Source organism: Xanthomonas hyacinthi, assembly GCF_009769165.1.
Taxonomy (GTDB): Bacteria; Pseudomonadota; Gammaproteobacteria; order Xanthomonadales; family Xanthomonadaceae; genus Xanthomonas_A; species Xanthomonas_A hyacinthi.
On sequence record NZ_CP043476.1, the window covers coordinates 1,443,103 to 1,464,066 of the forward strand.

Genomic DNA, 20,964 nt, shown 5'->3' on the forward strand with positions numbered 1-20,964 from the left:
GTCTGCACCGGGGTGGGCGTAGGATAACGCTCACGCTCAACGAGGTCGCCCCTATGCACGGTTCATTGCGCTTGCTGACGTTGGCACTCTCGCTGCTGGCCGCGCTGGCCGCGTGCAAGCCGGCACCGCCGAAACCGGCGGACAAACCACCCGAACCCCAGGCCGGCGCGCTGCGCGCGGCGATCGCGCAGCCGCTGGACCGCGCCAAGCAGGCGCAAGCGAGCTCCGAGCAGGCCGTGGCCGCGCAGAACGCGGCGATCGTCGCCGCCACCGGGCAATAAAAACGCCGGCGTCGGCCGGCGGCGTTCCTTGCTTGCAGCGGCGCGCGCCGGATGGCGGGCGCGCCTCACGCCTGCATCAGAAGCCGCAGAAGCAGTAGGCCAGCGCCTTGACCGGGGCGCCGGGGCGCTTGTCGGTGGCGTCCTGCACGAAGCGCAACTGGGTGTCCAGCTCCGGCATGCTGCGCGCCAGCACGGCATGCGCCAGCGCCGAATCGCCCAGCATCCACGCGCCCATGCGGCTGCCGGCGAAACCGTTGACGAACTGCGCGAACGGCGTGGCCGGCTTCTCGATGTAGCGCACGCGGTATTTGTCGCGATCGCCCAGCTTGGCCCGCGCGGCGGCATCGGCCACCGCGTCCTTGAAGCCGCCGAACGCGTCCACCAGACCGCGTTCCTTGGCCTGCGCACCGCTCCACACGCGGCCGCGCGCGACCCGGTCGATCGCCTCGACCGGCTTGTTGCGCGCCTGCGCGACCTTGCCGGTGAAGTCGGCATAGCCCTTGTTGATCACCGACTGGATCACCTGCCCCACCACCGGATCCATCGGCCGGGTGACGTCGAACGCCCCGGCGAAACGGGTGGTGCCGACGCCGTCGGTATGCACGCCGATCTTGTCCAGGCTACGGGTCAGGTTGGGGATCATGCCGAAGATGCCGATCGAGCCGGTGATCGTCGACGGATCGGCGTAGATGCGATCGGCGTTCATGCTGATCCAGTAACCGCCGGACGCGGCCAGATCGCCCATCGACACCACCACCGGCTTGCCGGCCGCCTTCAGCGCCACCACCTCGCGGCGGATCTGCTCGGAGGCGAATACTTCGCCGCCCGGCGAATCCACGCGCAGCACCACCGCCTTGACCGCCTCGTCGTCGCGCGCCTCGCGCAGCAGCGCCGCGGTCGATTCGCCGCCGATGCGCCCGGCCGGCTGCTCGCCGCCGCTGATCTCGCCCGCGGCGACCACCACCGCCACCTGCGGCCGCGAATCCACCGGCGAACGGCGCAGATCCAGCTGCTGCAGATAGGCATCCAGATCGACGCTGCGGAAGCCGCTGTCGGCATCGTCGTCGGCGACGCCGCGCTTGGTCAGCAATTGCTCGACCTCCTCACGGGTCTTCAGGCCGTCCACCAGCTTCTGCTGCAGCGCGAACTTGGCCATGTCGCCGCCGGCCGCGGCGATGCCTTCGGGCATCGTGTCGATGCCGGCGGCGATCTGCTCCGGCGCCAGCTTGCGCGCCCTGGCGATGTCGGCCACGTAGCGCTGCCACACGTCGTTCATCCAGAACAGGTCGGCTTCCTTGGACGCCGGCGAGGCCGCATCGAGCACGTACGGCTCGGCCGCGGACTTGAACTCGCCGACCTTGAACAGGTGCACGTCCACGCCGAGCTTGTCCTGCAGACCCTCGCGGAAGTACTGGCGGTAGCGGCCCAGGCCTTCCAGCACTACCGAACCCATCGGATCCAGGTAGACCTCGTTGGCCTGCGCGGCCAGCAGGTACTGCGCCTGGCTCAGGCTGTCGCTGTAGGCCACGACCTGCTTGCCGGAGGCGCGCAGGTCCTGCAGCGCCGCGACCACTTCGCGCATCGAGGCGAAGCCGCTGGGCTGCAGCTTGTCCAGGCGCAGCGCCACGCGCTCGATCTTCGCATCGGTCTTGGCCGCTTCCAGCGCGCGCAGCAGATCGCGCAACTGGATCTCCTCGGCGCCCTTGTCGCCCATCGCCTTGGTCAGCGCGCGGCTGACCGGATCGGCGCTGAACTGCTCGACCAGGGTGCCTTCCGGCGCGATCAGCAGGGTGGTGCGGTCGCGCAGCGTCTTGGCGCCGTCGCCGCGCGCCATCGCGAACACGAGCGCCAACAGGAGCAGCAGCAGGAAGCCGAAGAACACCAGGTTCAGGATCAGCCGGCGGGTAAAGTTCATCACATCCCATAGGCCAACGAAGAAGCTGGCGATGGGGCTGCGACGCACGGGTTGGTTCATGGAAAAACTCCGAAAGGAAGGCGTCTTGCGCGCGTGCAGCATACCGGCTGTGCCGGCGCCACACATGCGCCTGAAGTCAGGGGGTCAGGCAGCCGCGGCGGCGAGCAGGCGCCCGCTGCTGAGCCGGAAGCGCGCGGCCATCATCACCGCCGCCGCGGTCAGGCCCAGGATCAGCCCGATCCACATGCCCTGCGGCCCCCAGCCCAGCCACAGGCCGAGCCCGGCGCCCAGCGGCATGCCCAGGCCCCAGTAGGCGCACAGGGCGAGCAGCATCGGCACGCGGGTGTCCTTGAGCCCGCGCAGCGCGCCGGCCGACAGCACCTGCACCCCGTCCGGGAACTGGAACGCGGCCGCGTACAGCAGCAGCGTGGAGGCCAGCCCGGCCACCGCGATGTCGCGGGTATAGACGCCGACGATGGCGTCGTGGCCGAACAGCAGCACCAGCGCCGACAGCGCCTGGGTGCCGAGCACGATCGTATAGCCGGCCCAGGCCGCGCCGCGCACGCCGACCGCATCGCCGGCGCCGGCGGCGCGCCCGACCCGCACCGTGGTCGCCTCGGCCACGCCCATCGGCACCATGAAGCACAGCTGCGCCACGTTGATCGCGATCTGGTGCGCGGCCGCCGGCACTTCGCCCAGCCGCGCGATCAGCAGCGCGGTGACGATGAACAGCCCGCCCTCCATCAGGATGGTGATGCCGATCGGCAGCCCGGTCTTCAGCAGCCCGCCGATCGCGCGCAGGTCCGGCGCCTCGAAGGTCGCGAACAGGCGCAGCGGCGCGAAGCGCCTGGAGCGCGCCAGGTAGATGGCGAAACACAGCGCCTGCAGCCACATCATGATCGCCGAGGCCATGCCCAGCCCGCCGGCGCCGCGCGCGCGCAGCCCGAGCAGGCCGAAGGTCAGCACGTAGCCCAGCGGCGCCAGCACCAGCAGCCCGCCGAAGCCGAGCAGCATGGTCGGCAGCGTCCAGTGCATGCCCTCGCTGAGATAGCGCATGCAGAAGTACAGCACCATCGCCGGCACGCCCCAGCGGATCGCATGCAGGAAATCGCGCGCGCCGGGCACGATCTCTGCGGCGATGCCCAGTTGCGGCAGCACCATCGGCATCACGCTCAGGAACGCGAACATCAGCGCGCCCAGGCCCAGCGACAGCCACAGCGCCTGGCGGAACATCGGCCCGATCTGCGCATGGCGCTTGCCGCCGTCGAGCTGCGACACCGACGCGGTCAACGCGATCAGGGTGCCGATCGGAATCATCATCGGCAGCCACAGCAGCGCGGTGCCGACCGTCACCGAGGCCAGCGTGCGGGTGCCGTGGTGCCCGGCGATCACGTTGTCGACGAAGCTGATCAGGCCGGCAGAGATGTGCCCCAGGACCAGCGGCAGGGCGAGCTGCGCGGTGCTGCGCAGTTCGCAGCCCCGGACCGTGGCCGGGGTGGAGGACGAAGACATTGCAAGACTCTGGCGATCCCGCCGACTGCGGCCGCGCGGGAGGCGCCGGCGCCGGGTGGCGGAGGGGCGGCAGTTTACCCTGTGCAGGGGCTTTTTCGGGACTCGGGACTCGGAGAGCAAGCGACGGATGCTGGGCGCTCAGCGCGTGGCGCGCTGGCGCAGCCAGGCCGCGCGCGTGTCCGCACCCTGCGCCAGCAACTCGCCGCGCAGCGCCGCGCGCTCCTGCGGTGGGGTGCGCTGCGACAACAACGCCAGGTGCTGGCGCTGTTCGGCCGGCAGCGTGCGCAGCAGGCCCAGCAGCGCCGCACGCTGCGCGTCGGGCACGTAGCCGAACAGCGGCTGCAGCGCCCAGTATTCGCTGCCCAGTTCCGGACCCAGCAACCAGCCATGGCGTTCCAGCGCATCCAGCGCGGCGAATTGCGCGCGCAGCGTGTGCTGCTGCTCCGTCGGCAAGCCGGCGAAGGCGCTGGCCACCTGGCGCAGGCGCGCCTGCACCGCGGCGTCCAGCGCATCCCAGGCGGACTGGCGCTCGCGCAACTGCGCCGGGGTCAGCGCCGGCGGCGCGTCGCCTGTGGCGGACGCTGCCGGCGCGGTTGCGACACCGCCGGCCGGCGCCGCCGCCGCGGCTTCGGCGGCCTCCTCCGCGCTCGCGGCGCTGCGCTCGATCCGTGCCGGCGGCGCGCCCGCCGCGTACCACGCGAAGAAGTCCAGGTCGTAGACCGCCGGCTCCGGCAACGGCGCCGGCGCGGCGGCCGGCAGCGGCGGCGCCGTAGGCGCATCCGACTCCTCGGCCGGCAGTTCCTCCACCTGCACCGGCCCGGTATCGCCCAGCGCCAGACCCGAACCAGCGCCCGCCGTCGCCGGCCGCGACGGCATCCTGCCCCACCACAGCGTTCCGAGCAGGGCCAGCACCACCAGCACCGCCACCGCTGCCGACAACCGTGGCCGGGTCAGGCCGCGCCCGCCGCCGCGCCGGCGCGGACGCACCGCCGCCGGCGCGAGCGCAGGCGCCGCACCGGCGAGCGCCGCATCGCGCAATTGCGCCAGCGCCTGCAGCCGCGCCGGCGGCAGCTCGCGCAGATGCTGCTGCGCGGCGTCGGCCAGGGCGCGCCAGCCGGCCGCATCGGGACGCCCGCCGGCATCGCGCGGGCAGGCCCGCGCCAGCGCCTGCTGGTAGTCCTGGGTGGATTGGTGCAACACCTGCGCCGCGGTCGGCTCGTCCAGCCCGGCCACGATCCGCAGCAGCAGCGCCAGGCGGTCGGCGGCCGTCACCTCGCCCAGGTGCGCCAACGGCGCGGGCCAGCCGCTGCCGGCCGTGGTCGCGACCTGGCGCAGCGACGGCACCGCGCCGAGCAGTTTCCAGAAGCGCAGCGGCCAGTCGGCCATCGGCAGGGTCGCGGCATGGCTGCGGAACGCGCGCATCGCCGCGGCCAGCGCCGGCGCGCCGCGCTCGACGCTGCCGCTCTGCAACTCGGCCAGCACCGCGGCACGGCGTTCGATGCCGCGCAGGAAGGCGGCCAGGGCGGGCGCTGCGACCGCGCCGTCGGAGGGGGGCGCGGCGGTCATCGGAACTCCATCATCGGCGCGATGATAGCGAGGCGGCCGCCGCGCCGCGCGCTTGACAACGACGCGCCGATCGGCTGCTTCAGGCGCCAGCGGGGCGGATCGCGGCGGCGGGTTGTGCACAACCCGAGGAAGGCCCCGCCGATGCCTCCTGTCAAGCCCCGCAAAATCATGTTGCAGCCATGTTTCACGGCTAAGTTACTGTTATTCAATGAATTTATTGGAGTGGCGCTTTTTTGTCCAAGTTGTGGCAGAAGCTTGTGAATCCATCTTCACGGCGTGGAGCATGCCTTTCATGCACAGCTTTATCCACAGCAGGTGTGGATAAATTCGATTCTCCAAGCGGGGCAGCTATTTACGACGCGTTTATCAGTTTTGGAGCAGCTATCGCGCGCAACTCGCGCAGCCGCCGAGTGCCGACCGGCCGGCCACTGGACCCGTTGCGGCGACCGCTAGACTAATGCGGATGCCCCCCCTTGCCGCCACCCTCCGCGTCGCCCTGCCGCTGCCGCTGCCGCAGCTGTTCGACTACCTGCCGCCACCCGGCGACGCCGCCGTCGCCGGCGACATCGGCCGCCGCCTGCGGGTGCCGTTCGGCAACCGCGAACTGAGCGGGGTGGTCGCCGCGCTCGGCCAGGTCGAGGACAGCGAGGGTCTGCGCGCGGCGCTGGCGTGGCTGGACCCGGTCCCGCTGCTGCATGGCGAGCTGGCCGACTCGCTGCACTGGCTGGCGCGCTACAGCCATGCGCCGCTGGGCGAGGTGCTGGCGACCGCGCTGCCGGTGACCCTGCGCCGCGGCGAGGCGCTGCCCGACACCCACGCCTGGGCCTGGCGCCTGACCGAGGCCGGCGCCAGCCACCGCGCCCGCCCCGGCACCCGCCCGCACCGCTTCGCCGCGCTGCTGGCGGACGGCGCCGTGGACGAAGACCGGCTCGACCAGGCCATGGACGACTGGCGCAGCGCCGCGCGCAGCCTGGCCAAGCGCGACTACGCCGAACGCATCGCGGTCCCGGTCGGCAGCGCCGCGCCGCAGCCACAGCCCGGCCCCACCCCGAACGACGAACAGCAGGCCGCGATCGACGTGGTCGTCGCCGCGCCCGGCTTCGCCCCGTTGCTGCTCGACGGGGTCACCGGCAGCGGCAAGACCGAGGTCTACCTGCAGGCCATCGCCGCGTGCCTGGCGCGCGGCCGCCAGGCGCTGGTGCTGGTGCCGGAGATCGGCCTGACCCCGCAGACCCTGGCGCGGTTCCGCGCGCGCCTGGGCGTGCCGGTGCACGCGCTGCATTCCGGACTCACCGACAACGAACGCGCGTGGGTCTGGGCCGCGGCCTGGCGCGGCGAGGCGCGGGTGCTGGTCGGCACCCGTTCGGCAGTGTTCGTGCCGCTGCCGCAGGCCGGGCTGATCGTGGTCGACGAAGAGCACGACGGCAGCTACAAGCAGCAGGACGGGATCCGCTACCACGCCCGCGATTTCGCCCTGGTGCGCGGCAAGGCGCTGGACGTGCCGGTGCTGCTGGGCAGCGCCACGCCGTCGCTGGAAAGCCTGCACAACGCCGCCGCCGGCCGCTACGCGCACCTGCGCCTGACCCGCCGCGCCGGCGACGCGCGCGCGCCCACGGTGCGCGTGCTCGACGTGCGCAAGCGCCCGCTGCAGGACGGCCTGTCGCCGGAGGTGCTGGCCGGCATCGGCAGCGCGCTGGCCGACGGCGGCCAGGTGCTGGTGTTCAAGAACCGCCGCGGCTACGCGCCGGTGCTGCTGTGCCACGACTGCGGCTGGACCGCGCCGTGCCAGCGCTGCAGCACCCCGCTGCACGCCACGCCGATGACCGTGCATGCCGGCGGCAGGCGCCTGCAATGCCACCATTGCGGCGCGCGCCAGCCGGCGCCGCTGGCCTGCCCGGACTGCGGCAGCCTGGCGCTGCAGCCGCAGGGCATCGGCACCGAGCGCCTGGAAGAGCGCCTGCTGCAGGCCTTCCCCGAGGTGCCGGTGCTGCGCATCGACCGCGGCACCACCCAGCGCCGCGACGCGCTGGAGACGCAGCTGGCCACGCTCGGCACGCAGCCCGGGATCCTGGTCGGCACGCAGATCCTGGCCAAGGGCCACGACCTGCCGCAGCTGACCCGGGTGGTGGTGGTCGGCATCGACGAAGGCCTGTTCTCGGCCGACTTCCGCGCCAGCGAGAAACTGGCGCAGCAGCTGATCCAGGTCGCCGGGCGCGCCGGCCGCGCCGCGCGTCCGGGCGAGGTCTGGCTGCAGACCCACCATCCCGGCCATGCGCTGCTGGAGACCCTGGTGCATGGCGGCTACCACGCCTTCGCCGCCGCCGAACTGGCGCAGCGCGAGGCGGCCGGCTTCCCGCCATTCGCGTATCTGGCGCTGCTGCGCGCCGAAGCCAAGCAGGTCGAACACGCCAATGCCTTCCTCAGCGCGGTGCGTGTGCTGCTGCCGGAGCAGGCCGAGGTGCAACGCTTCGGGCCGATGCCGGCGCCGATGCCGCGCCGCGCCGGTTTCCAGCGCACCCAGTTGCTGTTGTCGGCGCCGACGCGGCGCGCGCTGCATGCGGTGCTGGACGCGGCGGTGCCGGCGATCTATGCACTGCCGCAGGCGCGGCGGGTGCGCTGGTCGCTGGATGTGGATCCGCAGGATCTGTACTGAGCCGAGTGCGTTCTCAGCCCGGCGTGGCCAGCGCTTCCACCAGCTGAGCGCAACGCAGCCGCGTCGCCGGCATCCACACAGCGCCACGCGCCGTCGCCGTGGCCAAGGCCGCAGGCGGCGCTGGCGATCGCCGGCCTGCCCAGCGCCAAGGCCAGCAGCAGGCCACGCGGTGGCGGCTCGACCCAGGCCGGCAACCCCACCACCGCGGCCGCCTGCACGCCCGCGGCCATCGACCCGACCCGGCGCACGTCCAAGCCGCTCCAGAACTGCGGTGTCTGCTGCGCGCCCGGCGGCAACGGCAGTTGCACCGGCAAACCATGCAGCGCCTCGCGCAGTTCGAACGCGCCCTTGCGCGCCAGTGCCGACGCCGCCACGCCGTGCTTGGGCGCGTACGGGGCAAGGAAGCGCGAGGGCGCCGATGTCGATAAGCGACCGCGCGATGCCGCCGTCGCGTGCGCGCCCAAGCGCGGCGTGGCCTAGCCCGATAGCGGTAACAGGCCCTAATATAGCGGCATGCCGTTCCAGCCCACAGGTCCCGCGCGGCACCTTGATCGCGGCCTGCGTGCCGCGGCCGCGATCGTCGCGGCGGCGGCGTCCATTTCGCCTTTGCATCCACCTGGAGTCCTGCATGGCTAGCGCGCCCGTGCCGCACCTGATCGTGGTCGGCGGCGGTTTCGCCGGGCTGTGGGCCACGCGCGCGCTGGCCAAGGCGCCGCTGCGCATCACCCTGATCGACCGTCGCAACCATCACCTGTTCCAACCGCTGCTGTACCAGGTCGCCACCGCCGGACTGTCGTCGCCGGACATCGCCGCGCCGCTGCGGCAGATCCTGCGCAAGCAGGACAACGTGGAAGTGCATCTGGGCGACGTGATGCGCGTGGACAAGCAGGCGCGGCAGGTGCAGTTGGCCGGCGGCGCGACGCTGGACTACGACTACCTGCTGGTCGCCACCGGCGCCACCCATGCCTATTTCGGCCACGACGAATGGGCCAGGCACGCGCCCGGGCTGAAGACCCTGGACGACGCGCTGCACCTGCGCCGCCACCTGCTGCTGGCGTTCGAGCGCGCCGAAGCCGAGAGCGACCCCGCCGCGCGCGCGGCCTGGCTCAGCTTCGCCATCGTCGGCGGCGGCCCGACCGGGGTGGAACTGGCCGGCACCCTGGCCGAGATCGCGCGGCATACGCTCAAGCACGAATTCCGCCGCATCGACCCGGCGCAGGCCAAGGTGCGGCTGATCGAAGCCGGCCCGCGCGTGCTGGCCTCGTTCCCGGAACGGCTCTCGGCCAAGGCGCAGAAACAACTGGAAAAGCTCGGCGTGGAAGTGCTGACCGGGGTGCCGGTCGCCGCCATCGATGGCAGCGGCTATCGGCTGGGCAGCACCTTCGTGCCCGCGCGCACCGTGGTCTGGGCCGCCGGCGTGGCCGCCTCGCCGCTGGCGCGGACCCTGGACGTGCCGCTGGACCGCAGCGGACGCGTGCAGGTACAGCCGGACCTGAGCGTGCCCGGGCATCCGCAGGTGTTCGTGGCCGGCGACCTGGCCGCCCTGCAGCAGGCCGACGGCAAGCCGGTGCCCGGGGTGGCGCCGGCGGCCAAGCAGATGGGCCGGCACGTCGCCGAGAATCTGGCGAAGCGGCTGCGCGGCGAACGCGGCGACGCGCCGTTCCGCTACGCCGACTACGGCAACCTGGCGACCATCGGGCGCATGGCCGCGATCGTGCATCTGGGCCGCCTGCAGCTGTCGGGGCTGCTGGCCTGGTGGTTCTGGCTGGCCGCGCACGTGTTCTTCCTGATCGGCTTCCGCAACCGCCTGGTGGTGCTGCTCAACTGGGCCTGGGCGTACTGGAGCTACCAGCGCGCGGCGCGGATCATCCTCGGCGACGACACGCGCGCTGCGACGCCCGAGTCGGCCGCGCCGGAGCCGCCGCCGGCCGCGTGACACCCCGCGACCGGGCTGCGATCCTAGCCGCCCTTTGGCGCTGCGCAGCGCTGTCTTGGCGACCTTCCTGTTCCTGCTCGACCTGCTCGGCACCTTCGTGTTCGCGATCAGCGGCACCACCGTCGGCGTGCGCCACCGCCTGGACCTGTTCGGCGTGCTGGTGCTGTCGTGCACGCCCGCGGTGTCCGGCGGCATCGCCCGCGACGTGCTGATCGGCGCCATCCCGCCGGCCGCGCTCGGCGATGCGCGCTATCTCGGCGTCGCCTGCCTGGCCGGGCTGCTGACCTTCTACAGCCACAACACGGTGGAGCGCCTGCGCAACCCGGTGCAGATCTTCGACGCGCTCGGCCTGGCGCTGTTCGCGGTGTACGGCACCAGCAAGGCGCTGGCGTTCGGCCTGGGTCCGCTCAGCGCGACCCTGCTCGGCATGCTCAGCGGCATCGGCGGCGGCATCGTCCGCGACCTGCTGGTGGCGCGCACGCCGGTGGTGCTGCAGGCCGAGCTGTACGCGGTGGCGGCCTTGCTCGGCGGCGGCGTGGTCGCCGCGGCGCATGCGCTGCACCTGCCGCAGGCGTGGGGACTGGCGATCGGCGCCACGCTGTGCTTCGGCCTGCGCTTCATGGCGATCCGCTACGGCTGGCATCTGCCGGTGGCGCGCCCGCCGGAGCCATGACCCGGTCCGGCGCTTCAACCATAGTTGAGTTCGCCGGCATAGCTCATCACCAGATACAGCACTGCCGGCGCGTCGCCGGGATTGCGGTACGCGTGGGCCTGATCGGCACGGAAATGGATCGCGTCGCCAACCTCCAGCGCATGGGTCTGTTCGCCGACCTCGATTTCCACGCTGCCGGCGTTGACCACCAGGTTCTCCACGGTGCCGGCCGCATGCGCACCGGCGCGCTCGATCGCGCCAGGCAGCAGGCGGATCTCGTAGAACTCCACCGCATGCGCGCCGATGAACGGGAACAGCGCGCGCGATACATAGCCGCCGTCGGCCGAGACCAGTTGCTTGGCATCGCAGGCGCGTAGCACCGTGGCCTGCTGCGCCCGTGCGCCGTGCAGCAGCTCGATGAGCGGCACGTCCAGCGAAGCGGCGATCCGCACCAGCAGCTTCAGCGTCGGGGCGCTGCGGCCCTGCTCGATCTGCCAGAGCATCGCGCGGCTGACCCCGGAGGCCTTGGCCAGCACCTCCAGCGACAGCTGCCGTTGCCGGCGCAATGTCGCCAGGCGCTGGGCGACCAGCGCGCCGAGGTCGGCCGGGTCGGCGGGACTGCCGTCATCGACCGCCACCATGGCAATCCCTCGATTTCCGCAGTCAGCCGTGGCGCCCCGCGGTGCGCGCGCTGCGCAGCAGGACTGCCGCAGCGGTCGGCTGCGCCGGGCGGAACACCGCCACCTGCGCCGCGCCGCTCGCCGGATGCACCCACAAGAACTCGCGGCGCCGGCTGCCCTGCCCGCAATCGCGCAGCGCCTTGCGGCGGCGGTAATCCCCAACGTCGTAGAGGTTCGCGGTGGTGTGGGTGCTCATGCGGGTAACAGACGTGTAGCCGAAGGTGGCCGTCAATCTGCTGCCGCGCGCGCCGGCAGGGAAACAACCTCTCGACATAGCCATATAACCACGTCCAATAAAACGGATATCCGTTCAGGATAACGAATATTTTCCTTTTAAAATCATACTGTTGAAATGTTGATGACTTCTTGTCATGATGACATTGCCAATTGCGATCAACCCCTTCCTCATCCCGACTGGAGCCTGCCATGAACACCGCAATGAACATGATGTCGATGCCGATGAACAACATGACCATGCCGGGCATGTCCGCCATGCCGATGGCGACCATGATGCCGATGATGTGTCACATGGATTGCTCCATGACCGCCGACGGGATGATGTGCGTGATGAAGCCCGCCGAAGGCTGTTCGATGGAGATGCTGAAGGACTGCTGCGACATGATGATGTCGATGATGGCCAGCGGCACTCCGTGCGGCATGATGTGCGGCAACATGCCGATGATGGCCTGCTGCGGCATGCCGATGATGCCGGAGATGACCTGCACGATGGAGTCGCAGGGCATGGTCTGCATGATGATGCCGACCGGCATGATGAGCATGGACATGCTCAAGATGTGCTGTGAGAGCATGGACCGCATGATGGGTTGCGGCATGCCGATGACCATGATGTGCGGCAACATGCCGATGATGGTCTGCATGCACTGAGACTGCGTAGCCCACAACAAAAACGGCCCTCTCGGGCCGTTTTTTTGTCTCCGCGGATCCGGTCGTACGGACCTGGCGGAGGACCGGCATTAGGCCACGAACAACGCCTTCATCTTCTTCAGCGCGTTGGCCTCGATCTGGCGGATGCGCTCGGCGGACACGCCGTACTCGTCGGCCAGCTCCTGCAGCGTGATCTTGCTGTCGGCATCCAGCCAGCGGCGCTTGATGATGTCGCGCGAACGCGCATCGAGCTCGGCCAGACCCTCGCGCAGCAGCTGCAGCTGGTTGTCCTCGCTGTCGGCGCGCTCGTAGGCCTGCGAGGGATCTTCCTCGGCGGCCATCAGATAGGCGGCCGGCGACGGCGGCGCGTGATCGTCGTCGTCGGCGGACGGCGCATCGAAGCCGATGTCGCGGCCGGACAGGCGCGACTCCATCTCCAGCACCTCGCGCTCGGACACGTTCAGGTCCTTGGCGACCGCGGTCACTTCCGCCGCGTTCATCCAGCCCAGGCGGGTCTTGGACTTGCGCAGGTTGAAGAACAGCTTGCGCTGCGCCTTGGTCGTGGCGACCTTGACGATGCGCCAGTTCTTCAGGATGTACTCGTGCATCTCGGCACGGATCCAGTGCACCGCGAAGCTGACCAGGCGCACGCCCATTTCCGGGTCGAAGCGCTTGACCGCCTTCATCAGGCCGATGTTGCCTTCCTGGATCAGGTCGCCCAGCGGCAGGCCGTAGCCGTTGTAGCCGCGGGCCACATGGACCACGAAGCGCAGATGCGAATGGACCAGCTCGCGCGCCGCATCCAGGTCTTCCTGGTCGCGGTAGCGCACCGCCAGCGCGTGTTCCTCTTCGGACGTCAGCACCGGGATCTGGTGCACGGCGCCGATATAGGCATCCAGCGAACCGAGCGGACTGGGGATCGGGAGGTTGTTGGCCACCAGCGCGGTGGCAGGTATGGTCTGGCTCATAGGACTCATCTTAGCAGTCAGCTAACTAGACTGCTGGGTACAGTAAAAAGTTCCTGCGTTCCGTTTATGGGCCATTCGAATCAGGAAACGGACTGTGATGGAGGCCACTGGAACGCTGGGGAAGGCAGGCGTAACCGGTTACCAAGGCCAAACCTAGCATCGGGGCCGCGAAATTTGCGTACACGCGGCGCCCCCCCCGGGCGCTGCCGTCGAACCACCGTTCAGCCGCCGCCCGCCGCCGCTTCCAACGCCGCGCGCGGCGGCAGGCTCCAGTCGATCGGCGCGGCGCCGCGGCGACGCAGGTACTCGTTGGCCGCGGAGAAATGCTTGCAGCCCAGGAAGCCGCGGTGCGCCGACAGCGGCGAGGGATGCGGCGCCTTCAGCACACGGTGGCGGCGGGTGTCGATGACCTTGCCCTTGGCCTGGGCATAGCTGCCCCACAGCAGGAACACCAGGCCTTCGCGCTCGCGGTTGAGGGTCTCCACGACATGGTCGGTGAAGCCCTCCCAGCCCTTGCCCTGGTGCGCGCCGGCGCGGCCTTCCTCGACCGTCAGCACCGCGTTGAGCAGCAGCACGCCACGCTGCGCCCACGGCAGCAGGCAGCCGTGGTCGGGACGGCGGATGCCCAGGTCCTCCTCGATCTCCTTGTAGATGTTCAGCAGCGACGGCGGCACCGGCACCCCGGGCAGCACCGAGAAGCACAGCCCATGCGCCTGGCCGTAGCCGTGGTACGGATCCTGGCCGAGGATCACCACTTCGACCTGCTCGAACGGGGTCGCCTCGAACGCGGCGAAGATCTGCCGCCCGGGCGGGAAGATGCGTGCGCCGGCGGCCTTGCGCTGGCGCAGGAACGCAGCCAGTTCGCGCATCTCCGGGCGCAGCAGCCAGTCGCCGACCTGCGCCTTCCACGAGGGTTCCAGCTGTATCCGGGTGTCGTCTTCGTTGCTCATGCAGGTTCGGCGGATCGGTCGGTCAGAAGGTCACGGCGGTATCGTTGAGCTTGGCCAGGCGCAGCTGGAACAGCACCTTGGTGACCAGCAGGCGCTCCTCGATCGGCTTTTGCACCAGGTCGTTGGCGCCGGCGCGCAGCAGCTCGGACTGGTTGTGCGGATTGCTGTCGCCGGTCATCACCAGCACCGGCATGCGCCGCTTGCCGTAGGCGAAGTCGATGCGGATGCGCTGCACCACGTCGCGTCCGTTGAGTTCGCCCTTCAGGGTGACGTCGGTCAGCACCAGGTCGATGCGGCGGGTGGTGCGGCCCAGCGATTCGGCGGTGAGCAGCGCGAACGCGTCCTCGGCGGTCAGCACGTGCACCACGTGCAGTTCCTGGCGCTCGAGCATGCGCTTGGTCGCCTCGGCCACCACGCGGCTGTCCTCGACATAGAGGATGGTGGCGCCGGCCACCGGCTGCGGCTGCACGTAGCCGCGGATGAAGGTCGCCAGCGCCGCGTGGCCCAGCGCCTTGTCGAAGTAGTCGGTGACGTATTCGGTGAAGCGGCGTTCGACCAGATGCTGCTGCGCGTCGCCGGAGACCACGATCACCGGCACGTAGGCTTGGCCGGCCGCCTCGCGCACGCTGCGCGCCAGGGCCAGCCCATCGCCGTCGGGCAGCGCCAGCGAGGTGGTGACCAGGTGCACCGGACCGGCCTCCAGCGCCGCGCGCGCCTCGGCGATGCTGGCACAGCCGACCACCTCCACGTCCGGCAGTTCGCGGTGCAGCACATCGGCGATCAGCTTGCGCACCAGCTTGGAGCCATCCACGACCATCACCCGCGGGGCGTCGCTGATCAGGTGCTTGAGCTCGTGCCGGGACATGCGCGCCTCAGGTATCGGTCGGACGCGTCTGGCGCAGGAAGTGGCCGGTCACCAGCCAGGCGCCGAGCCAGCCCAGCAGCAGGGTGCCGAGCAGCACCAGCGCCGCGTGCAGCGCGTCCAGCCCGTGCAGCGCGAAACGGCTGCCGTAGCTGTCGGCCAGTTCCGCCAGCGGCGGCCCCAGCGCCAGCCCGGAGGCGGCGATCAGGCCCAGCGCCAGCACCCCGGCACCGAAGCCGTACCAGGCGCCCAGGTACAGGAACGGACGGCGGATGAAGCCGTCGCTGGCGCCGAGCAATTGCAGCACGCCGATTTCCTCGCGCCGCGACTGGATGTCCAGGCGCACCGTATTGCCGACCACCAGCGCCGCACCGGCCCCGAGCAGCACCGACAGCACCTGCACCAGGCGCTCGCCGAAGCGCAGCCAGCCGTCCAGGCGCTTGCGCCACAGCGCGTCGTGCTGGACCAGGTCGGCCTGCGGCAGCGCGCTCAGCGCGGCGGCCAGCTGCGCGTCGTCGGCCGCGGCCGGGGTGACGATCAGCAGCGTCGGCAATGGATTGTCGTCGAGCGCGTCCAGCGCCTCGCCGAGCCCGGCGCTGTCGCGCAGCTCGGCCATGCCCTGCTCGGGCGTGCGCAGCGCCACCGCGGCGACGTCGGCACGGCCGCGCAGGGTCGTCGCCAGCGCGTTGGCCGCGGCGGCATCGATGTCGGTCTTCAGGAACACATTGATGTCGCGCGACTGCTGCACGCTGCCGGCGAAATGCTTGAGGTTGTCCAGCGCGATCGACAGCCCCAGCGGCAACGCCAGGGCCAGGGCCATCACCGCCATCGTCAGCAGCGTCGCCCACGGCTTGCGCATGGCCCGGCCGAGGCTGTAGACGATGCTGTGCAGGTGGTGGTCCCACCACACCCCCAGGCGCGAGGGCGCGGCGCTGCCGGCGGCATTGCGTGCGCTCATTCGGCCAGGTCCTGCGGGGAGATGTCGTCGGCCAGGCGGCCGTGGTCCAGGATCAGCACGCGCTTGCGCATCTGCTTGAGCAGCGCCAGGTCGTGGCTGACCACCAGCACGCTGGTGCCGCGCGCCGGCAATTCGGCGAACAGTTGCATGATCTCGGCGGCCAGGGTCGGATCGAGGTTGCCGGTCGGCTCGTCGGCGACCAGCAGGCGCGGTTCGCCGACCATCGCCCGGGCGATGCCGACGCGTTGCTGCTCGCCGGCCGACAGCTGCGACGGCAGCGCCTTCTCGCGATGGCCCAGGCCCATCCGCTCCAGCACCGAACGCACGCGCTTGCCGATCTCGGCGCGGCGGGTGCCGCGCAGGATCAGCGGCAGCGCCACGTTCTCGGCGATGCTGCGGTCCATCAGCAGGCGGTGGTCCTGGTACACGGCGCCGACCTCGCGCCGGTGCAGCGGCACGCGGCGTCCGCGTACCTTCAGCAGGTTGCGCTCGCCGAACAGCACCGCACCGCGCGAGGGACGCTCGCTGAGGTGGATCAACTTGAGCAAGGTGCTCTTGCCCGCCCCGGAATGGCCGGTGACGAACAGCATCTCGCCCTCCTCCACCTGGAAGCTGACATCCACCAGCGCCTCGTGGCCACCGGTGTACTGTTTGCTGACATTGTCGAACCGCAGGACGCTCATCCGGCGATTATGCCGGAGCGGCCCGGGTTTTCGTCCACAGTGCGCGCGCCGCGCACGGTGGAGTGCCGGTTCAGGAGCCGGAGACCAGCGAACGCAGCTTGCGGCCGAGGCGGGTCAGGAACGAATCGTTCGCTGCGGCGGCCGGCGCCGCGGCACGCTCGCCCTGGCGCGCAGCCCTGACCTGCACCGGCTTGGCCGGCGCGTTGCTGGTCGCGCCTGCGGCCGCACCCTCGGCACCTTCCAGCGGCCGGCCGCCGCGACGACGCCGGCGCTTGCGCGGCGTGCGCGCGCCATCCACCGCAGGCGCGTCTTCGGCGGCCGCGCGGGCCGGCCTGGGCGTGGCCGCCGCGACCGCTGCCACGGCTTCGGTGGCGACGACGGCAGCCGCTTCCGCGACGGCGTCCGGCACTGCCTCGGCCTCGGCCGGGCGCGGCGTCCGCGGGCGCCGCGGCTTGCCGTCGGCACTGCGCGCTTCGCCGCGGCCGCCGGCACCGGCAGGGCCGCTGCGGCCAGCGCCGGGCTTGCCGCGGCTGCTGCCGCCGCCGCGCCGCTGCTCGTCGGCCTCGCGCTGCGCACGCGCCTCGCGGAAGATGTCGCCGATGCTTTCGTCGGCATCCGCATCGACCTCGGCGGTCTCGCCCTCGACCGCCGCGCGCGGGGTGCGCGGCAGCGCCACCAGCAGTTCGGCGGTGACCGGCTCGACCGGGATCTTCTGTTCGATGTAGGCCTCGATGTCCGGCAGGCTCATCGCATAGCGCTCGCAGGCGAAGCTGATCGCGTCGCCTTCCTCGCCCAGCCGCGCAGTGCGGCCGATGCGGTGCACGTAGTCCTCGGCGTCGAACGGCAGGTCGTAGTTGTAGACGTACTTGACGCCGTCGATGTGCAGGCCGCGCGCGGCCACGTCGGTGGCGACCAGGATCTCCAGCTGGCCCTTCTGGAAGCGGTTGAGCAGGGTCTCGCGCTTCTTCTGCGGCACGTCGCCGGACAGCACGCCGACCCGGTAGCCGTGGCGCTCCAGCGAACGCGCCACGCGCTCGACGAAGGCCTTGGTGTTGACGAACACCATGGTGCGCGCGCCCTCGCTGCGCGACAGCAGGCCCAGCAGCAGGGTCAGCTTCTCCTCGTCGGAGGGGAAGTAGATGCGCTGGCGCACGCGCGCGGCGGTGATGGTCTCGGTCTCGACCACAAGCTTTTCCGGCTCGTTCATGTGCTCGTAGGCCAGCTCCAGCACGCGGTGGCTGAGCGTGGCCGAGAACAGCAGGGTCTGCCGGGTGCCGCGCTCGGGCATGCGCCGCAGCAGGAAGCGGATGTCCTTGATGAAGCCCAGGTCGAACATGCGGTCGGCTTCGTCGAGTACGCAGATCTCGCAGGCGTGCAGCGACACCACCTTGTGCTGCTTGACGTAGTCGATCAGCCGGCCCGGGGTGGCGATGATCACATCCACACCCTGCTGCAGCAGCTCGCGCTGCTTGTCGTAGTCCACGCCGCCGTAGACCAGCGCGAAGCGCAGGCCCAGGTCGGCGCCGAACTTGACCGCGTCCTTGTGGATCTGGATCGCCAGTTCGCGGGTCGGGGCCAGGATCAGCGCGCGCGGATCCTCGGGCTTGCGGTCGGCCAGCGCCGGGCGGCTGAGCAGACGGTTCATCACCGTCACCAGGAACGCCAGGGTCTTGCCGGTGCCGGTCTGGGCCTGGCCGGCCACGTCGCGGCCCGGCAGGGCCACCGGCAGGGTCAGCGCCTGGATCGGCGTGCAGCGGGTGAAGCCGGCGCCTTCGAGTCCGGCCAGCAGCGCCGGTTGCAGCTCGAACGCGGAAAAAGTCACATCGGTCAGCGGTTTGTCGCTCATCATTCCATCTTCGTCAGGCCACCCCGCCCGAAGCGTAAGGTCGCGGCTTGCATCGGCCCCGGCAGCGTCGCACACTGGCTACTTCCATTACCGGGTCGCGCGACAGGGGGAATCCCTTGATTTCGCCGCGCAATGCCCCAGTTTAGCGCAATGCGGCGGCCACCCGGTCCGGCCGGTCGCATTGGCCCAGGAGATACCCCAAGTGAACGATAAGGTCCTACATGTCGGCGACGCCGATTTCGATACCGCGGTGCTGCAGTCCGGCGAACCGGTCCTGGTGGACTTCTGGGCGGAATGGTGCGGCCCGTGCAAGATGATCGCTCCGGTGCTGGATGATCTGGCCGACACCTACGACGGCAAACTCAAGGTGGCCAAGGTCAACGTGGACGAGAACCGCGCCACCGCGATCAAGTACCACGTGCGCTCGATCCCGATGCTGCTGCTGTTCAAGGACGGCCAGGTCCAGGCCACCCAGATCGGCGCGGTCGGCAAGGGCCAGCTGACCCAGATGATCGACAAGACCCTGGGCGGCGCGGCGGCCTGAGTCCGTTGTCGCTGGCCGCTCCGGATCGGAGCGGCCGTATGGTAGCGGCCCGCGGCATCGCTGCCGGCCGGCTGAATCGCCCGGTAACGCCTGCTTGCCGTGGTTGCGCGGCGATGATAGTGTCGGCGCATCCGGTGGCATTCGCGCACCGCACCCCCTCTGGAAGATTCTCTTCTAGACCCCTTCCCAACCCGTTTGCCCCCACGCTGGGCGCTCGCACTCATAGCGAGGAATCACCACTTGTCCGATCACACCATCACCGAATCCGGGAGCGTCGATGCCCCCGCCGAGAAGCGCGCGCGCAAGCCGCGTGTCAGCAAGCCCGTTGCCGGCGCTGAAGGCGGCGCCGAGCACGGCGCACCGGCGCAGCCGAACCTGCCGCTGAACCCGGCGCCGGCCCAGGCCGAAGCGCCCCGCGCCGCGCCGCAGCAGGAACGGCAGGAACGCGCGCAGGCCCCGTTGCAGCCGCCGCCCCAGTCCCAGTCCGCTCCCGCCTCCGGCGGCGATGCCCAGGGCCAGGGCGGCGGCAACCAGAACGACGGCGGCGAGCCGCGCGAAGGCGGCAACCCGCGCTTCAACAACCAGAATCCGCAGAACCAGAACAACCAGCAGGGCAATCGCCGCGACCGCTTCCGCAATCGCCGCGATCGCGGCAACGGCGGCAGCGGCAGCGGCAGCGGCGGCAGCGGTGGCGGTGGCGGCCGCTTCCCGGACAACGGCCTGCCCAACGACAACGGCGCCAACGAAGTGTTCGTGCCGCGCCCGCACGCCAACGTGCCGGAAGGCTTCCCGATCTACTCGCTGAGCGATCTGAAGCGGATGCCGGCGCAGAAGCTGCTGGACATCGCCGAGCAACTCAACATTCAAGACGGCGTGGCCCGCGCGCGCAAGCAGGACGTGATCTTCGCGCTGCTGAAGGTGCTGACCCGCCATGGCGAAGGCGTCGCCGCCGACGGCGTGCTGGAAATCCTGCCGGATGGCTTCGGCTTCCTGCGCGCGGCCGAGGCCAGCTACCTGGCCGGCCCCGACGACACCTACATCTCGCCGAGCCAGATCCGCCGCTTCAACCTGCGCACCGGCGACCACCTGTCCGGCCGCATCCGCTTCCCGAAGGACGGCGAACGCTACTTCGCGCTGTCGATCGTCGACACGATCAACGGCGAGCCGCTGGAAGCGAGCAAGAACAAGGTGCTGTTCGAGAACCTGACCGCGCTGTTCCCGCGCAGGCGCTTCACCCTGGAACGCGGCAACGGCTCCTCGGAAGACATCTCCGGGCGCATCCTCGACCTGATGGCACCGCAGGGCAAGGGCCAGCGCGCGCTGATCGTGTCCCCGCCCAAGGCCGGCAAGACCATGCTGATGCAGCAGGTGGCCACGGCGATCACCACCAACCATCCCGACGTGCACATGATCGTGCTGCTGATCGACGAGCGGCCGGAAGAAGTGACCGAGATGCAGCGCACCGTGCGCGGCGAGGTCATCTCCTCCACCTTCGACGAGCCGGCCGCGCGCCACGTGCAGGTCGCCGAGATGGTGATCGAGCGCGCCAAACGCCTGGTCGAACACAAGAAGGACGTGGTGATCCTGCTCGACTCGATCACCCGCCTGGCCCGCGCCTACAACAACGTGGTGCCGTCCTCCGGCAAGGTGCTCAGCGGCGGTGTCGATGCCAACGCGCTGCACCGCCCGAAGCGTTTCTTCGGCGCGGCCCGCAACGTCGAAGAAGGCGGCTCGCTGACCATCATCGCCACCGCGCTGGTCGAGACCGGCAGCAAGATGGACGAGGTGATCTACGAGGAGTTCAAGGGCACCGGCAACAGCGAAGTGCACCTGAACCGCCGTATCGCCGAGAAGCGCGTGTACCCGGCGATCGACATCAACCGCTCCGGCACCCGTCGCGAAGACCTGCTGATCGAGCCGGAGCTGCTGCAGAAGATCTGGATCCTGCGCAAGCTGCTGCATCCGATGGACGAGATCGCGGCGATGGAGTTCCTGCTGGACAAGATGAAGAACACCAAGTCCAACGACGAGTTCTTCGGTTCGATGAAGCGCTGAGTCGACGCAGCGGCAAGC

General features: G+C 70.5%; 19 protein-coding genes. 7 read left to right on the top strand and 12 right to left on the bottom strand.

Annotated elements, in window-relative coordinates:
* The first annotated feature begins 53 nt into the window (after nt 1-53).
* Nucleotides 54-281: a hypothetical protein gene (locus FZ025_RS06545; RefSeq protein ID WP_046978257.1), complete on the top strand. Its 228-nt coding sequence runs from the start codon at nt 54-56 to the stop codon at nt 279-281.
* 76 nt (nt 282-357) lie between these two features.
* Here the strand turns inward: FZ025_RS06545 and sppA are convergent, their stop codons facing one another.
* From sppA to FZ025_RS06565, 3 genes are all read right to left on the bottom strand, one after another.
* Nucleotides 358-2,256, bottom strand: a complete 1,899-nt coding sequence (sppA, locus tag FZ025_RS06550; RefSeq protein ID WP_046978256.1) for a signal peptide peptidase SppA — start codon at nt 2,254-2,256, stop codon at nt 358-360.
* Nucleotides 2,257-2,340: 84 nt separating this feature from the next.
* Nucleotides 2,341-3,708 (bottom strand): MATE family efflux transporter, encoded by a 1,368-nt coding sequence (locus tag FZ025_RS06555; protein WP_046978255.1) that lies wholly within the window; start codon nt 3,706-3,708, stop codon nt 2,341-2,343.
* Between the two features lie 138 nt (nt 3,709-3,846).
* Nucleotides 3,847-5,274: a hypothetical protein gene (locus FZ025_RS06565; RefSeq protein WP_244292470.1), complete on the bottom strand. Its 1,428-nt coding sequence runs from the start codon at nt 5,272-5,274 to the stop codon at nt 3,847-3,849.
* A gap of 463 nt (nt 5,275-5,737) precedes the next feature.
* Here FZ025_RS06565 and FZ025_RS06570 point away from each other — a divergent pair, with 463 nt between their 5' ends.
* Nucleotides 5,738-7,927, top strand: coding sequence for a primosomal protein N' (locus FZ025_RS06570; protein WP_104558540.1), 2,190 nt, complete (start codon nt 5,738-5,740; stop codon nt 7,925-7,927).
* Here the strand turns inward: FZ025_RS06570 and FZ025_RS06575 are convergent.
* Nucleotides 7,861-8,301 (bottom strand): hypothetical protein, encoded by a 441-nt coding sequence (locus FZ025_RS06575; protein WP_104558539.1) that lies wholly within the window; start codon nt 8,299-8,301, stop codon nt 7,861-7,863. The two genes, FZ025_RS06570 and FZ025_RS06575, sit on opposite strands and share 67 nt — an antisense overlap.
* Nucleotides 8,302-8,555: 254 nt before the next feature.
* Here FZ025_RS06575 and FZ025_RS06580 point away from each other — a divergent pair, with 254 nt between their 5' ends.
* The gene (locus tag FZ025_RS06580; RefSeq protein ID WP_046980551.1) at nt 8,556-9,863 is read left to right on the top strand and encodes an NAD(P)/FAD-dependent oxidoreductase; all 1,308 of its coding nucleotides are present in this window, start codon (nt 8,556-8,558) and stop codon (nt 9,861-9,863) included.
* A gap of 55 nt (nt 9,864-9,918) precedes the next feature.
* Nucleotides 9,919-10,536, top strand: coding sequence for a trimeric intracellular cation channel family protein (locus FZ025_RS06585; protein WP_046980554.1), 618 nt, complete (start codon nt 9,919-9,921; stop codon nt 10,534-10,536).
* 14 nt (nt 10,537-10,550) lie between these two features.
* Here FZ025_RS06585 and FZ025_RS06590 read toward each other — a convergent pair whose 3' ends face one another.
* Both FZ025_RS06590 and FZ025_RS06595 read right to left on the bottom strand, forming a co-directional pair.
* Entirely contained in the window at nt 10,551-11,156 is a 606-nt protein-coding gene (locus tag FZ025_RS06590; RefSeq protein WP_046980550.1) for a helix-turn-helix domain-containing protein, read from the bottom strand.
* A 22-nt stretch (nt 11,157-11,178) separates the two neighbouring features.
* Nucleotides 11,179-11,391 carry a hypothetical protein gene (locus FZ025_RS06595; RefSeq protein WP_046980549.1) on the bottom strand — a complete coding sequence of 71 codons (213 nt, stop codon included), beginning with the start codon at nt 11,389-11,391 and terminating at the stop codon, nt 11,179-11,181.
* Between the two features lie 230 nt (nt 11,392-11,621).
* Here FZ025_RS06595 and FZ025_RS06600 point away from each other — a divergent pair, with 230 nt between their 5' ends.
* The gene (locus FZ025_RS06600; protein ID WP_046980548.1) at nt 11,622-12,080 is read left to right on the top strand and encodes a hypothetical protein; all 459 of its coding nucleotides are present in this window, start codon (nt 11,622-11,624) and stop codon (nt 12,078-12,080) included.
* A gap of 89 nt (nt 12,081-12,169) precedes the next feature.
* Here the strand turns inward: FZ025_RS06600 and rpoH are convergent, their stop codons facing one another.
* From rpoH to rhlB, 6 genes are all read right to left on the bottom strand, one after another.
* Complete coding sequence (rpoH, locus tag FZ025_RS06605; RefSeq protein ID WP_046980547.1) at nt 12,170-13,048, bottom strand: RNA polymerase sigma factor RpoH; 879 nt, start codon at nt 13,046-13,048, stop codon at nt 12,170-12,172.
* 221 nt (nt 13,049-13,269) lie between these two features.
* Nucleotides 13,270-13,998: a uracil-DNA glycosylase gene (gene ung, locus FZ025_RS06610; RefSeq protein ID WP_046980546.1), complete on the bottom strand. Its 729-nt coding sequence runs from the start codon at nt 13,996-13,998 to the stop codon at nt 13,270-13,272.
* Between the two features lie 22 nt (nt 13,999-14,020).
* Entirely contained in the window at nt 14,021-14,863 is an 843-nt protein-coding gene (locus tag FZ025_RS06615; RefSeq protein ID WP_046980545.1) for a response regulator, read from the bottom strand.
* 7 nt (nt 14,864-14,870) lie between these two features.
* A complete protein-coding gene (ftsX, locus tag FZ025_RS06620) occupies nt 14,871-15,818 on the bottom strand; it encodes a permease-like cell division protein FtsX (protein WP_046980544.1) in 948 nt (315 codons plus the stop codon).
* On the bottom strand, nt 15,815-16,501 hold the full coding sequence (ftsE, locus tag FZ025_RS06625; protein ID WP_046980543.1) for a cell division ATP-binding protein FtsE: 687 nt from the start codon (nt 16,499-16,501) through the stop codon (nt 15,815-15,817). Before ftsE ends, ftsX begins: the two co-directional genes overlap by 4 nt.
* Before the next feature lie 70 nt (nt 16,502-16,571).
* A complete protein-coding gene (gene rhlB / locus FZ025_RS06630) occupies nt 16,572-18,347 on the bottom strand; it encodes an ATP-dependent RNA helicase RhlB (protein ID WP_104558551.1) in 1,776 nt (591 codons plus the stop codon).
* Nucleotides 18,348-18,549: 202 nt separating this feature from the next.
* Between rhlB and trxA the strand changes: the two genes are divergently transcribed.
* Complete coding sequence (gene trxA, locus FZ025_RS06635) at nt 18,550-18,891, top strand: thioredoxin TrxA (RefSeq protein ID WP_046977483.1); 342 nt, start codon at nt 18,550-18,552, stop codon at nt 18,889-18,891.
* Nucleotides 18,892-19,131: 240 nt separating this feature from the next.
* Complete coding sequence (gene rho / locus FZ025_RS06640; protein WP_046977482.1) at nt 19,132-20,946, top strand: transcription termination factor Rho; 1,815 nt, start codon at nt 19,132-19,134, stop codon at nt 20,944-20,946.
* Nucleotides 20,947-20,964: the final 18 nt, after the last annotated feature.